Here is a 14021-nt window from a genome sequence, read left to right on the forward strand (position 1 = left end):
GCTAGGGTATGCGGCGTCCTGATCGAATTTTTGCGCTTGTTCTGATTGTGCTTTGCTTAGTAGCCTCCTTGGGAAACTGGCTGTCTACCCTGATCCCCCGACGCCCTCTGACCTCGGCTCCGGCAAGCGGTCCAGAGATTGCCCTGATCAAGATTTCCGGACCCATTGCGGAGGGAGCAGAGGGCGGGATTTTTCAGTCGGGAGATACCGGGAGTACTCGAATTGTGAAGGCCATTCGTCAGGCCCGTCAGGATAAAGCCAAGGCGATTTTACTGCAGATCAATAGTCCCGGCGGCACGGCATCAGCATCCCTCGCGATTCATCGGGAGCTGATGCGCACGCGCCAAACGAGTCAGACAAAGGTGGTCGCACTCTTGGGAGATGTGGCGGCCTCGGGAGGCTACTATGTGGCAACCGCCGCCGAGCATATCGTGGCCAATCCCGATACCTTAACCGGGTCCATCGGTGTTATTATTCGCACCCAAAACGTGGCCTCTCTCCTGGACAAGGTGGGTATCGAAAGTGGGAATTTCAAAAGTGGAGAGTTTAAAGATATTCTCTCCCCCTATCGTCCCTCGACCCCGGCTGAAAAACAAATTTTGCAAACCCTGGTGGATGAGTCTTACCAGCAGTTCCTAGAGGCCATCGCCACGGGTCGGGAGATGCCCCTGGATAAAATCAAACCCTATGCCGATGGCCGGATTTTTTCGGGGAGCCAGGCCCTGGCTGCAAATCTCGTGGATTCTCTAGGCAACTACTACGATGCCATCGATGTCGTGCGCGAGTTGGCGGGCATCAAGGCGGAAAACCCCAAGGTGGACCTCTATCCGCCCAATCGCTTTCCAGGTCGCCTGGGGGATTTATTCACCTCTACGGTGGAATCTCTGGTTCCAGGGTATCAGCAGGTTCAGTTTGCGGCGAAATCCCGCGGACTACCGCTCATGCTGTGGGACTACTAGTTCGGTGATGTGTGCGGCGATTCGTACGGTGATTGATGCTGGCTGATTTTACCCTCCCTTATCCAAGATGTTAGAGACGTTCTACCGCCAACTGTTCCAGCCCCAGGAGGCACCGCCGTCCCTGCCCGGGGCGCTGCTCATTGGCGGCTTGGTGCTGTTGGTGATCACCCTCAATGCCGGGGGATCATTACGCATGGGGAGCCAGGGACTATTGCTGCTGTTTATCCTATTCGGTCTGGCAAGCCTGCTGGGGCTGTTCTGGCTCAGTGCCTCTCTGGGGATGCTGTTACGATTACTGGGGGAAACGCCGGACCCAGGTCAGCTGTGGGTGGGAATCGTCACCGGACTTTGGCCGCTGCTGCTGAGTGGTTGTGCCCTGGCAATGCAGCGTTGGACTCCAGCGTTGGGGGGGCTATGGAGCGCTGTGATTGCCCTAGGCACTCTCGCAACCTTGACCCTGGCGATCGCCCAGACACAGACTATTCCCCGATTGAAAGTCCTGGTGGCGATCACTGCTGCCTTGGGACTTTCCCTTGCGAGTTTAGGGGGATTGATCGTTTGGCCCATTATGCTGTTTTGGGGACTGTAGGAAAAGCCATTGCCATGGGACTGATCACCCTCTTAGATCGAACCTTAGCGCACCACCCGCTTTCAGAGGCAGATGCCGTCTGGCTGCTTCGGCAAACTGACCCTGAGGCCATTGCCCAGATTCGCGCGGCGGCGGACGCCTTACGGTCTCAGCTCTGTGGTGAGACCGTGACCTATGTGATCAATCGCAACATTAATTTTACGAATATTTGCGAGCAGCACTGTGGTTTCTGCGCATTCCGTCGGGATGCAGGCGATGCAGAGGCTTACTGGTTGGATGAGGCAATGATAATCCAGAAGGCCCGGGAAGCCCTCCAGGCGAAGGCCACGGAGCTCTGTCTTCAGGGAGGACTTAACCCGCAGGCAAAACGTCCGGGATCCTGGGCCAAAACGAGTCCAGGATCGTCGCTGGACTACTATCTTCACTTGATTGACGCCCTCAAATCCCGATTCCCAACGCTGCATCTCCATGCCTTTTCGCCTCAGGAGATCGAGTTTATTGCCCGCGAAGATGACTTGACCGTTGATGAGGTACTCAAGGCGCTTCGGCAAGCAGGTGTAGATTCCTTGCCCGGCACCGCTGCCGAAGTGCTCGATGACGCCGTGCGCCGCGTCATTTGTCCCGAAAAAATCACCAGCCAAACCTGGCTCAACATTGTGTCAGCGGCGCACCGTGCGGGGCTGCCCACCACCAGCACCATGCTCTGCGGTCATGTGGAGATGCCAGAGCAGCAGGTCCAGCATCTGGCCCAACTACGACGGCTGCAGGCCGACTCTCTAGACCGCTGGGGCGTTGGCATCACCGAATTTATTCTCTTGCCCTACGTGGGAGAGATGGCTCCAGCAGCCCTGCGCCGCCGCGTCGGTCATGACCAGCCCCGGCTGGATGAGGTGCTCAAGCTTACGGCGGTGGCGCGCCTTTATTTGGGGACTGCCATTGTGAATCACCAGCCAAGCTGGGTGAAGTTAGGGTTAACTGGGGCACAAAGAGCCCTGGAGTGGGGCTGTAATGATCTGGGCGGCACGTTGATGGAGGAGCACATTACCACCAGTGCCGGTGCCCAGGGAGGAACCGGTCTGAGCGTGCCACAGATCCAACAAGCGATCGCGGCCCTAGGCCGCCCCTGGCAGCAGCGGACGACTCTCTATCAACGGTTGAGGGATCAGCCGCAGGTCCTCTTAGGCTAGAGGGCTTTACCTGTGGAAACAATTTGTGCATACTTGACCTCTGAAGCTGATCAGCCCTAGAGCGCTCCTATTCATGACTCCATCTCGCACCTCCAACGCCCAACGTCGGCCTGCGCACCAGAAGCGATCGCCTCGCTCCTTGGCGCTAACCTTGGGAGTCACAGCGTTGCTGATCGTCGGGGGTGGGTTAGCCTACCTTCTATTTCAAAACACCAAGAACTCTGGCCCCTTACCTTTAGGAAGCACTCTGCTGCCGGAAGATACCAGCTTCAGCCTGACCCTGACCACGGAATCCGACGCCTGGGATCGTCTGGAAGAATTTGATATTCCAGAAACCCGCAAGGCGATGGAGCAGTTGCTCACCTCGTTTCAGACTGAGGTCCTCGCCCCCCATAATCTAAATTTTGCGACCGATCTCCAGCCCTGGCTAAAGCGCGAAATGACCACGGCAATTTTGTCGCCTCCAGTCCGGGAGGAGGATATTCTTGCCGATCAGTCTCAGGTGTGGATTCTCCCCCTGCGTGACTTACGTCAAGCACAGAAATTTTTAACCGACCGTGCCAGCACTGAGGGCCTAGAGCCGGTGGTTCACCAGGGCATTGAAATGTGGACCTCAAAGGCCGGAACGCCCGACGCGTTGACTCTGGCTCTCTTTGATCCAGAATTTTTGATTGCGACCAATGACATTCCCTCCATGCGGGAGATGATCGACACTATTCAAACTCAAAAAACGCTGGCGGCCCAGGAACGATTTCAGCAGGCGATGGCGCAAATTCAGCGGCCCAATCCTTTCGCCCAGCTTTACATCAATCTGCCAGCGAACACTTCCCAAATTTTTGAGCAGGAGGGACGACAAATTGACCAGGCAACCCTCGATCGGCTGCAGGAGTTTCAGGGGATAGGATCAACCATAACCCTTGATGATCGCGGGATACAATTAACCAGCATTTCCTGGCTAAAAACGGAAACGGAGGATCGGCTAAACGTTAGCAGCAACCCCAGCGAGGCAGCAAAGCTGTTGCCTGAAGACACGATTTTGATGATGGCAGGCGATAGTTTTCAGCAGGTCTGGAAAGACTATCAGCAGGGAGTAGAAACCCAGCTACTGCTCCCGTTTTCACCGAAGGGATTACAAGCTGAATTTCAGCGCTTGACGGGTCTAAACTTTGAGCAGCAGTTTTTACCCTGGATGACGGGGGACTTTGCCAGTGCCATTGTGCCGCAGTCCCAGGAAAATGATCAAAGTGCAGGCTTTGTTTTCCTAACCAAGACCCGAGACCAGACCGCGGCAGATCAGGCTCTGCGATCGCTGGAATCAGAGATGCGCAGCCGCTATGCCCTACAAATGAGTGAGACGCGAGTGAACGATCGCCCTGTGGTAATCTGGCGCGTTCCGCCGAACCTGCCCTTTGCCAGTCGGGGTTGGCTGGCGGACAAGGTGTTGTTTTTCAGCGTTTTTACGCCCTTGACAGAACGCCTGACCGATCCAGATCAAAACTCCCTCGCGGCGCTGTCCCGCTTTCAGGCAGTAACCCAGTCCGATTTAAATCCCCAGAGCGGCAAATTTTTTATCGATGTGCCGCGGCTAGCGACCTTGATGCAGACCAGCCAGTTTCTGCCTAAGCTGGCCCCAGGCTACCAAAAATATGCTCAGGAATTTGAGGCAGTGGGCGGCACGAGCGCAACACCGAATCGGTGGAGTAATCGCTACGACATCCACATCCAGTTTCGGCGCAAATAAGCAAATAAACCGTGCGTTGAAACGGAAAGCGATGAGACGTAAATAATTGCAACGATCCGGGAAGCCAAGGGGCCACGGGTGAGACCTTGGATCGCAATTCACGATAGGCTGTGTATCGTGGTCGCGTACAAAACTTTATGGTTGCTCCTTCTTCTGTTCCTGTTGCAAACACAACCGCTCCGCCAGCTGACTCTAAAGAACGGGTCAGCCAGTTTATGAAGGCGCTGCAGGACCAAATTTGTAGCAAGTTGGCAGAGGTTGACGGCGCCGGCACCTTCCAAGAGGATACCTGGGATCGTCCTGAGGGGGGAGGCGGGCGATCGCGGGTGATGAAGGCGGGCGATATTTTTGAGCAAGGCGGGGTGAATTTTTCGGAGGTTTGGGGCGATCGCCTGCCTCCCTCCATTGTTAAACAGCGCCCTGAGGCTGAAGGACATCGGTTTTATGCCACGGGGACATCCATGGTTTTGCATCCTCGCAATCCCTACATTCCCACGGTTCATCTCAACTATCGCTACTTTGAAGCTGGCCCGGTCTGGTGGTTTGGAGGAGGGCTGGATTTAACCCCCTACTACCCATTTCGGGAGGATGTGGTGCATCTGCATCAAACCCTGAAGGATGCCTGCGATCGCTTTCATCCCGAATATTATCCGACGTTTAAAAAATGGTGTGACGAGTATTTTTATCTAAAGCATCGCCAGGAAACACGCGGGGTGGGCGGTATCTTCTTTGATTACCAAGATGGTCAAGGAGAGCTTTACCGCGGTCCCGATGCCCAAGGACCCGCGGCCCAGCATAGCCGCAGCGTTGGAGAGGTGCCCCCTCGCGATTGGGAGTCGCTGTTTAGCTTTGCCCAAGCCTGTGGTCAGGCCTTCTTGCCGGCCTATGTTCCAATTGTGGAGCGGCGGCGCAGCCAGGAATACGGCGAACGTGAGCGTGAGTTTCAACTCTATCGACGCGGTCGATACGTTGAATTTAACCTAGTGTATGACCGGGGCACCATCTTTGGATTGCAAACCAACGGTCGCACCGAATCCATTTTGATGTCTTTACCGCCCCTGGTGCGCTGGGAATACGACTATCATCCTGACCCCAACAGTCCAGAAGCAGAACTCTATGAAACCTATCTTAAACCCCAGGATTGGCTGAAATAATCCGTCACCCCTCACCACTGAAGGTAGATCTAGTTCTTTCTTGGTCCAAGAGCTGTGCAACATGAGATTCCAGGAACGTGACCACTTGGGATAGCTCAGCCAGCGATCGCCGTCTTCGCAGATAAAATAGCGGCACCTTTTGCACAAGTGTCATGCACTGTTGAAAGTGCCTGGCCCTCAGGCTAGGAACATGCAGACTGTTGACGACGCGAATGGCCCGAGAATGATGGGAAAGTTCTAAAAATGCAGATGGGGGGGCTATGGCTTCCGCTTCCAGGGTGCTCCCTCCGGCCAAAACGTACAGGCACAACAGCGGCAGCGGCTGCTCCGAAATCCGCGAGGAGACACGCTTTTCCTGCTTCCAGTGAAACGATTGATCCGTTTCCTCAAGCTCTAAGGTGTGGCCGAGGGCTTCCAGGGTATCGGGAAGCAGTCGCACCTCTGGGTAGCTTGAGACCGCCTTGGGAGGAGTCGACTGGACGTTGATCGCCAGCACATCATCGGTCACAAAATCATAGCCTTTGCTATGCAAAACCGATGCCAGCGTAGACTTCCCCCAGCCAGAATTCCCTAAAAATGCAATGGCCTGTCCCCCGATTCCAATGCAGCTGGCATGCAGCACCAGCTGCTGACGCTGCTGCAGCAGCACAGCCATCGCTGAGCCTAAAATGATGGGGCGCAAATCGGCCAGGGATCGAGGCGCCTCGGGATCGACCACCAGCTCTCGACCCTCAATCATCCAAAACTTGCCAAAACCAGGGATCTTCGCGCTAATGATCTGATCTGCTGAGCCAGAAGTGGCTAAATCACCCAGCTGCCCCTGGTGGATTAAAATGTCCGGCACTAGGGGAACATCTGCGTTGCCATCTAACCGGGCCAGCGGTGGCAACAAAGGACTGTCTGATTGAATGATATAGCCGTATGCTTTGCCCCAAAATTGAGGTGAATCCTGCGCCATGCCTCCTATTTTTCTCCACAAAAAAGGACAAGCTCCTTCTATGGTGACGCTTGCCCAGTTTTTCACTAGCAGAACTAGCAGTCAAAGGTTTGATGAGAATGTCTTAAGGACAGTGCTCCATCGATGATCCTCCTGCAACCAACACACTGCCGCTAGGGGTTGAACGTTCGATGGATCTTGACAGACTCTAAAAAATCTAACGTTTTGTGGGGCCAACGGTACATCCGTCAGCGCCACAGAAATAGGAGTAGCGACCATCATCTTGGCCGTCTGGAGACGGGAGAGGACTGCCGTTAAAAAAGACAAAGTCATCTGTGGAACTAGCCCCAGTGGCTTGGGTTAGGACCTCAACATCCCCGAACGTCTGGAGTTTGGGTTTTGAATAGGTTGATTTCATGGGATTAAAAAATTCCTCACATGCCGTACTGTTGCAATTTGCCCCCGCATTGGTGATGAATGAAGACTTTTCCATTCTTCTTAGCTACGCTAGCATAGGATCCGAGAGTCATCAATGGCAAAAATTGACTGACTCAGGTTTTTTTGCCAGATCTAGAGAGTTTTTTATTAGAAAAGAAATACCTGGACGAGTTGATGCGCCAGTGCCAGGCAGGGGGCAGAATCATCTCCCTGGTCTGAAGGCACTATTCCGCGGGGCTAGGGACGGTTGAGTAGATTAGCGCTTGCTGGAGGGGAGCGCCTTAGGGGGTGTAGGGGGAAGACTCCTGATGTCTAAACCACAGTCCTAAGGTGATCGCAGGCCAAATCTGATTGAGCCGATCAGGAGAACGGTAGTGGTCGGCGTAGAGTTGCCTCAGCTGGGGAAGATTAATGTAATCCAAGAGAGGCGGTGGCGGGTGCGCCAACAGGTCCTCAACGAGCGGGGCATTGTATTGATCAAATCCACGGTAAAAGGCTTGGGCCGGGCTGGTTTTGCTGGCCCGCCACTGCACCTGATCGGGAAGAATGCCGTCCATGGCCTGACGGAGGATATAGCGGGACCAGCCCTGCCTTAACTTTTGATCGGGCGGGAGGGCGAGGCAAAACTCTACTAGACGCTGATCCATAAAGGGATAGCGTGGCTCAATTCCCAGGGGAGCAGAAATTAGGTCCACCAGTTCCATGGGCAAGCTAATAATCCCAGAGCACAAGAGCTGAAGCTGCTGCGACTGGGCTGTTTCATGGCCATCGGCAATCAGGGGCTGACTCTCGAAATGGTGGACGATATCAGGGTGATGGAGAAAGTCTGGATTCAGAAACGGAAAGGCTTGACCTCGATCCGGTCGCGGAAGGGGGCGAGTCCTCCGGCGGATCTGTCCCCGCAGGTGTTGGGAAAGGGGAATCAAAAAGCCGTCAATCCATAACCGCCGCCTGGGGAGTTGCACCGCCCTCGAAAGGGGCGCGATCGCCTTTGCCAGGCTCAGCCAGCGTCCTTCCTGGGCGAGGGTGGCCAGAATTGGAAAAAATTTCTGCCGCATCATCTCCACAGGCCTGGGGTGTCCCAGGCGTTGAATCAGCATCTGCATTTCGGCAATCGCCAGTTTCCATCGACCGGATCGGGCTAGTTCCGCAGGATAGCCGGTTCCATGCCCAACGGTGGTATCGCCATCGTATCCTGAGAGAAGGACGCGAATTCCCTGCTGTTGGGCCGCCTGGTGAATCAACCAGGTTAAATAGCCATTCCCAAGAGCTGGCTCATCGAGGTGGGTCCAAAGCTCCTGCCAGTGACTCAGGGGACCGGTGCGATCGGCATAGACAAAGTGCGGCACGTAGCCTCCCTGGTCAAGGACGGCTTGAATGTAAGCCATTTCATCGCAGTTGGGAATGCGGGGAAAGCGGGCGGAAAAGGTGGGTAACGGCTGACGGGACGGAAGTCGCTGTCGTGCCATGCAACTAACAGCAGAGGAGTCCATGCCGCCGCTTAACTGAGTTCCGATGGGGTAGGCGCTGCGCAGCCGACAGTCCACGGCTTGCTTAAAAATCTCCTGAAAAGCGTCTGCGTATGCCTGATCGTTCGGCAGTTGGAGGGTTTTGCTGGGATCGAGACGCCAGTATCGTTGAATGGTGAGGCCCTGATCCGCACTGACTAGAAGCTGATGAGCCCCTGGCAATCGCAAAATATCGCGATAGGAGGTGGCCACTGGATCTTGCAAATTCGAGGTCAGTAAATCTGCAATTCGGAGTGGGTTTAATTGCGCTGGGATATGGGGCGAACGCAGCAGGGCCTTAATTTCAGAGGCCACGGCAAACAGGTCGTGGCTATAAAAATAGTAAAAGGGCTTAATGCCAAACGGGTCGCGGGCCCCAAACATGCGCTGGCGACGCGCATCCCAGATCAAAAAGGCATAGGCGCCCAGCAGATGCTGGGGACAGGCCGTGTCCCAGCGCTCATAGGCCTTTAGAATGAGATCTGGATCGGTCCAAGGCCGTGAACTCGAGGGGCAATCCGGGAGTCCAAGCTGCCGGATCAGGTCCAGACGATTGTCCAAACGCACATCAGCCGTAATCACGGAATGGGCCTCGGGCAACCCTTGGGGAGATTGCTCATGACAAGATTCTGGCGTTGTTTTCAAGAGCTGATGGCCAAGACCCACCGGCCCCTCAGTCCACACACCGCCCCCATCAGGCCCGCGGTGCTTAAGAGCACTCTGCAGATCCCAGAGACCTTTGACTACGCCGTCGGCATTACACCTGGAGGAAAAATACCACAGGCCAACAATTCCACTCATGACGCTGCGTCAGCCCCTAAATCAATGGGGTGCCTATGGCCCTTCCGGATTAAACGTATCTTTGAGGACGGTTCTGGCAGCAAGATGATTTCGAGTGGACATGAGGATTTCTGCTTCCCGCTCGAGTCGGGCTCCCGTATCTTGCATCTCCAGCAGCGATTGCTGCTCCTGGGCGGCATCATAGAGATTGCTGGCAATCCAGTAGGAAAATTCTAGGGGGAGATCGGGGATATCCTCCGGTAGCTCAATCTCTTGATCGGAGAGCTTGGAGGACAGACGCACAACATCTTCCAATAAATCTTTGACCTGAGTCGCCAGGGGATGGACATCTTGCTTGGGTTTTCCATCTTCAATCCATTCCACTAATCCGACGCGATAGGGCTTTTCTCGAATGTAGTCGAGGACTCGAAAGCGCTGTTGACCCAGACACAGAATTAACAGCCGGTCGTCTTCGAGACGCTCATGACGGATAACCTCAGCACAGCAGCCCACGGACGCAGGACGCCCCTCCACCGGATCCCACATTAATACGCCAAACCGGCGATCGCTCTCTAGAATTGTGCTCATCATAATCCGATAGCGGAACTCGAAAATATGAAGAGGTAAGGGACGCCGGGGGAATAAGACCAGCTCAGGGAGGGGAAAAATTGGAAGTTCTCGAACCGCAAGAGAGGAAGGAAAAGCCATGAACCGTTTAGTGCTAGATGAGGATGCTTGGGCTTTTCATACTCTAGCCCATTTCCTCAGGGGCCAACAGAACCTCCCAGCAATGATCCGGCTGTGAAATCCACAAGATAGGGGGCTTCTCAATCCGATCCAGAAAGGAGGGAGCGGTACGGTGATGTCACCGCTGTCCCAGCCCTCTCGATCCAGTCCGTTAGAGCTTAACTTCGATGTCGACCCCTGCGGGAAGGTCCAGCTTCATCAGCGCATCGATGGTTTTGGGGGAAGGCTGGTAAATGTCAATAATTCTACGATGGGTTCGAGTCTCAAAATGCTCCCTGGAGTCTTTGTCAACGTGGGGCGATCGCAGGACACAATAAATTTTACGACGAGTCGGAAGGGGAATAGGGCCCACCGGCGAGGCATTGGTGCGCTTGGCCGTGTCCACAATTTTGTCACAGGACGTATCGAGCAGGCGATGGTCAAAGGCCTTCAGTCGAATCCGGATTTTTTGCTGGGTTAAGGTAGTAGTCATGAAAGTTTAGTTGTCGAGGTGCTACGGAACAGTCGAGGTGCTACGGAACAGCGCCATCGCGCTGGCATGAAAAAAATAGAGTGCGGTAAGGGATTACCAATAAAAACAGTCTGGATCAAGTTCACTGAAGATCCAGACTGTTTTGGAAGGGAGTTATTTGAGGATTTTAGAAACCACGCCCGCACCGATCGTGCGGCCTCCCTCGCGGATGGCAAAGCGCATTCCCTGCTCAATGGCAATCGGGTTAATGAGCTGTACGGTCATCTTAATACGATCGCCGGGCATCACCATTTCTGCTTCGCTGCCATCATCTGCCGTAAATTGGCTAATGGTTCCGGTCACATCCGTGGTTCGGACATAGAACTGAGGACGGTAGCCAGAGAAGAATGGAGTGTGGCGACCCCCTTCATCTTTTTTGAGCACATAGACCTCAGACTCAAACTCAGTGTGAGGCGTGATGCTTCCGGGCTTCGCCAGCACCATCCCGCGCTCGATATCTTCCTTCTGAATACCCCGAAGGAGAATTCCAGCATTGTCTCCTGCCATCCCTTCATCCAGAGACTTCTTGAACATTTCAATGCCAGTAACGGTGCTCTTGCGGGTATCGCGGATACCGACAATTTCAACTTCGTCAGAAACCTTGACCACCCCCCGTTCAATCCGACCTGTGGCAACAGTTCCACGACCAGTAATCGAGAACACGTCCTCAACCGCCATCAGAAAAGGCTTATCTACATCCCGCTCAGGTGTCGGAATATAGGCATCCACCTCATCCATCAGGGAGAGAATTTTGTCAACCCACTCGTTGTCGCCCCGGTTCAAGGTGGCATTTTCCGCTAGCGCTTCAACGGCCAACAGTGCCGAACCCGCGACGATGGGAATGTCATCACCTGGAAAATCATAGCTGCTTAACAGCTCACGAATTTCTAGCTCAACAAGCTCAAGCAGTTCCTCATCATCGACTTGATCTTGCTTGTTCATGAACACGACGATGTTGGGAACACCCACCTGCTTTGCCAGCAAGATGTGCTCCCGAGTTTGGGGCATCGGACCATCCGCAGCAGAGACCACGAGAATAGCACCGTCCATTTGAGCTGCGCCGGTAATCATATTCTTCACGTAGTCGGCGTGACCGGGACAGTCAACGTGAGCATAGTGACGAGTCTCAGTCTCATACTCAACGTGAGCAGTATTAATGGTGATACCGCGCGCTTTTTCTTCGGGAGCCGCATCAATTTCGTCATACTTACGAGCCTCAGCTTTGCCTTGGGCCGCCAAGGACATCGTAATTGCCGCTGTCAAAGTGGTTTTACCATGGTCAACGTGACCGATGGTACCGATATTAACGTGGGGTTTATTCCGTTCAAATTTTGCACGTGCCATGGATCAAGAATTCCTCTTTGAATTTATGCGTTCCCTTTGTTTTTTGCGATGATTGGTTCAGCCACACTGCGAGGAACCTCATCGTAATGGCTGAACTCCATAGAGAATATGCCACGGCCCTGGGTCATGGACCGAACGTCCGTTGCATATCCAAACATGGTGGCTAAGGGGACATGAGTGGTCACCTTAGCGATTCCCTGCTCCACGACTTGGCCTTCAATATGGCCGCGACGGGAGATCAGGTCTCCCATGACGCTCCCGAGAAACTCCTCAGGAACTTCTACCTCGACCTTCATCTTCGGCTCGAGTAGGACAGGAGAAGCTTTCATGACTCCATCTTTTAAGGCCATGGAGCCAGCAATCTTAAAGGCCATTTCAGAGGAGTCCACATCATGATAAGACCCATCAACGAGGGTTACCTTGATATCAATTAAAGGATAACCCGCTAGGACACCAGTCTCGCAAGACTCTTTAATGCCCTGTTCAGCCGGACCAATAAACTCCTTTGGAATGGTGCCACCGACAATTTTAGACACAAACTCAAAGCCGCTGCCGGGATCACCGGGCTTGAGTTCCAGGACAACATGGCCATATTGTCCCTTTCCTCCGCTTTGACGAATAAACTTGCCCTCAGCCTGGGTGGGCTTCCGAATTGTCTCACGATATGCCACTTGGGGAGCACCAACGTTGGCCTCCACCTTAAACTCACGCAGCATACGATCGACCAGAATTTCCAGATGCAGCTCTCCCATCCCGGCAATGACCGTTTGATTGGTTTCAGGATTGACGCTGACTCGAAAGGTTGGATCCTCCTCCGAGAGGGACTGCAGGGCTTTGGCAAGCTTCTCCATGTCCTGTTTTGTTTTGGGCTCCACCGCAACTGAAATTACCGGTTCAGGAATATAGAGCGACTCTAGCAACACCGGGTCAGACTCCTCGCAGAGGGTATCCCCGGTAAAGGTGTCCTTAAGACCTAGGGCCGCGCCTAAATCACCAGCGCGCAGTTCGTCTACCTCAATTCGCTCATCGGCCTTCAGAATAATCAGACGAGAAATACGCTCCTTCTTCTGCTTAGTAGAGTTGAGAATATAGCTGCCTTTTCTTAGAATTCCGGAGTAAACCCGCAAAAAGGTTAGCCGACCGTAGGGATCGGACATAATCTTGAAGGCAAGGGCTGAAAACGGTTCTTGATCATCTGCATGTCGTTCCACGGTCGAGCCATCGGGACGCTCACCCTGGATTGCAGGCACATCAATGGGGGCCGGAAGATAGTCAATGACGGCATCCAGTAGCAGCTGTACGCCCTTGTTTTTAAAGGCAGATCCACAGAGCATCGGCACAAGGGTGCCGGCAATGGTCCCCTTGCGCAACGCCTGACGGATTTCAGCTTCGCTTAGAGGTTCGCCGTCCAGATATTTTTCCACTAAGGCGTCATCGGTTTCAGCTACAGCCTCTATGAGCTTGGTGCGAAACTCCTGAGCATGATCGAGCAGATCGGCGGGAATATCTGTTTCTTGAATATCCGTTCCAAGGTCATTTCCATAAAGGATGGCCTTCATTTTGACAAGGTCAATGACGCCGGAGAACTCATCTTCACTCCCAATGGGTAACTGCAGCGGCACCGCGTTGGCTTGGAGTCGCTCGGTGATCTGCCCATACACTCGGAAAAAGTCTGCCCCGGTTCGATCCATCTTGTTGACAAAAACAATGCGAGGCACTTGGTAACGATTGGCCTGTCGCCACACGGTTTCTGACTGGGGTTGTACGCCTCCCACAGAGCAAAAGACCGCGATCACACCATCTAGAACCCGCATGGAGCGCTCCACTTCTATGGTGAAGTCCACATGACCTGGGGTATCAATAATGTTGATTTGATGATTTTTCCAACTGGTCGTAATTGCAGCGGCGGTAATGGTAATGCCCCGCTCACGCTCCTGCGCCATCCAGTCGGTGACGGTATTCCCATCGTGCACTTCGCCAATCTTATGAACCAGCCCAGAGTAAAAAAGAATACGCTCAGTAGTCGTTGTTTTTCCGGCATCAATATGAGCCGCAATTCCTATATTGCGGACATATTCAAGCGGTGTGGAACGGGCCACAATTACCTCCTTGACAGCAGCATATTG

Annotated in this window: 12 protein-coding genes; 5 read left to right on the forward strand and 7 right to left on the reverse strand. The window is 53.9% G+C overall.

Translation table 11 applies throughout. The annotated features are described in order from the left end of the window. Positions 1-8: 8 nt before the first annotated feature. From sppA to hemF, 5 genes are all read left to right on the forward strand, one after another. Complete coding sequence (sppA, locus tag QQ91_RS00930) at positions 9-959, forward strand: signal peptide peptidase SppA (RefSeq protein WP_166278851.1); 951 nt, start codon at positions 9-11, stop codon at positions 957-959. Positions 960-1026: 67 nt separating this feature from the next. Next, entirely contained in the window at positions 1027-1548 is a 522-nt protein-coding gene (locus QQ91_RS00935) for a hypothetical protein (RefSeq protein WP_166278854.1), read from the forward strand. A 14-nt stretch (positions 1549-1562) separates the two neighbouring features. Further along, positions 1563-2735 carry a 7,8-didemethyl-8-hydroxy-5-deazariboflavin synthase subunit CofH gene (cofH, locus tag QQ91_RS00940; protein WP_166278857.1) on the forward strand — a complete coding sequence of 391 codons (1173 nt, stop codon included), beginning with the start codon at positions 1563-1565 and terminating at the stop codon, positions 2733-2735. Positions 2736-2808: 73 nt separating this feature from the next. Beyond that, positions 2809-4476, forward strand: coding sequence for a DUF3352 domain-containing protein (locus tag QQ91_RS00945; protein ID WP_166278860.1), 1668 nt, complete (start codon positions 2809-2811; stop codon positions 4474-4476). 137 nt (positions 4477-4613) lie between these two features. After that, positions 4614-5630: an oxygen-dependent coproporphyrinogen oxidase gene (gene hemF, locus QQ91_RS00950; RefSeq protein WP_166278863.1), complete on the forward strand. Its 1017-nt coding sequence runs from the start codon at positions 4614-4616 to the stop codon at positions 5628-5630. 4 nt (positions 5631-5634) lie between these two features. Here hemF and QQ91_RS00955 read toward each other — a convergent pair whose 3' ends face one another. From QQ91_RS00955 to fusA, 7 genes are all read right to left on the reverse strand, one after another. Further along, a complete protein-coding gene (locus QQ91_RS00955) occupies positions 5635-6588 on the reverse strand; it encodes a phosphoenolpyruvate carboxykinase (ATP) (RefSeq protein ID WP_166278866.1) in 954 nt (317 codons plus the stop codon). A gap of 196 nt (positions 6589-6784) precedes the next feature. Further along, positions 6785-6985 carry a lasso peptide gene (locus tag QQ91_RS00960; RefSeq protein WP_166278869.1) on the reverse strand — a complete coding sequence of 67 codons (201 nt, stop codon included), beginning with the start codon at positions 6983-6985 and terminating at the stop codon, positions 6785-6787. Positions 6986-7286: 301 nt separating this feature from the next. Further along, entirely contained in the window at positions 7287-9314 is a 2028-nt protein-coding gene (locus tag QQ91_RS00965) for a lasso peptide isopeptide bond-forming cyclase (RefSeq protein WP_166278872.1), read from the reverse strand. A 33-nt stretch (positions 9315-9347) separates the two neighbouring features. Further along, complete coding sequence (locus tag QQ91_RS00970) at positions 9348-10001, reverse strand: LON peptidase substrate-binding domain-containing protein (protein WP_166278875.1); 654 nt, start codon at positions 9999-10001, stop codon at positions 9348-9350. Positions 10002-10191: 190 nt separating this feature from the next. Next, entirely contained in the window at positions 10192-10512 is a 321-nt protein-coding gene (gene rpsJ / locus QQ91_RS00975) for a 30S ribosomal protein S10 (RefSeq protein ID WP_166278878.1), read from the reverse strand. Between the two features lie 153 nt (positions 10513-10665). Continuing rightward, positions 10666-11895: an elongation factor Tu gene (tuf, locus tag QQ91_RS00980; protein WP_166278881.1), complete on the reverse strand. Its 1230-nt coding sequence runs from the start codon at positions 11893-11895 to the stop codon at positions 10666-10668. Positions 11896-11918: 23 nt separating this feature from the next. Next, positions 11919-13994 (reverse strand): elongation factor G, encoded by a 2076-nt coding sequence (fusA, locus tag QQ91_RS00985; protein WP_166278884.1) that lies wholly within the window; start codon positions 13992-13994, stop codon positions 11919-11921. Between the last annotated feature and the right edge of the window lie 27 nt (positions 13995-14021).

Origin of the sequence: Lyngbya confervoides BDU141951, from assembly GCF_000817775.3 — a bacterium.
GTDB lineage: Bacteria > Cyanobacteriota > Cyanobacteriia > Thermosynechococcales > Thermosynechococcaceae > Lyngbya > Lyngbya confervoides.

What these genes read in the sequence shown, in the direction of transcription:
- sppA (WP_166278851.1), top strand. Translation starts at nt 9, where the DNA reads ATGCGGCGTCCTGATCGAATTTTTGCGCTTGTTCTGATTGTGCTTTGC.
- QQ91_RS00935 (WP_166278854.1), top strand. Translation starts at nt 1,027, where the DNA reads ATGTTAGAGACGTTCTACCGCCAACTGTTCCAGCCCCAGGAGGCACCG.
- cofH (WP_166278857.1), top strand. Translation starts at nt 1,563, where the DNA reads ATGGGACTGATCACCCTCTTAGATCGAACCTTAGCGCACCACCCGCTT.
- QQ91_RS00945 (WP_166278860.1), top strand. Translation starts at nt 2,809, where the DNA reads ATGACTCCATCTCGCACCTCCAACGCCCAACGTCGGCCTGCGCACCAG.
- hemF (WP_166278863.1), top strand. Translation starts at nt 4,614, where the DNA reads ATGGTTGCTCCTTCTTCTGTTCCTGTTGCAAACACAACCGCTCCGCCA.
- QQ91_RS00955 (WP_166278866.1), bottom strand. Translation starts at nt 6,588, where the DNA reads ATGGCGCAGGATTCACCTCAATTTTGGGGCAAAGCATACGGCTATATC.
- QQ91_RS00960 (WP_166278869.1), bottom strand. Translation starts at nt 6,985, where the DNA reads ATGAAATCAACCTATTCAAAACCCAAACTCCAGACGTTCGGGGATGTT.
- QQ91_RS00965 (WP_166278872.1), bottom strand. Translation starts at nt 9,314, where the DNA reads ATGAGTGGAATTGTTGGCCTGTGGTATTTTTCCTCCAGGTGTAATGCC.
- QQ91_RS00970 (WP_166278875.1), bottom strand. Translation starts at nt 10,001, where the DNA reads ATGGCTTTTCCTTCCTCTCTTGCGGTTCGAGAACTTCCAATTTTTCCC.
- rpsJ (WP_166278878.1), bottom strand. Translation starts at nt 10,512, where the DNA reads ATGACTACTACCTTAACCCAGCAAAAAATCCGGATTCGACTGAAGGCC.
- tuf (WP_166278881.1), bottom strand. Translation starts at nt 11,895, where the DNA reads ATGGCACGTGCAAAATTTGAACGGAATAAACCCCACGTTAATATCGGT.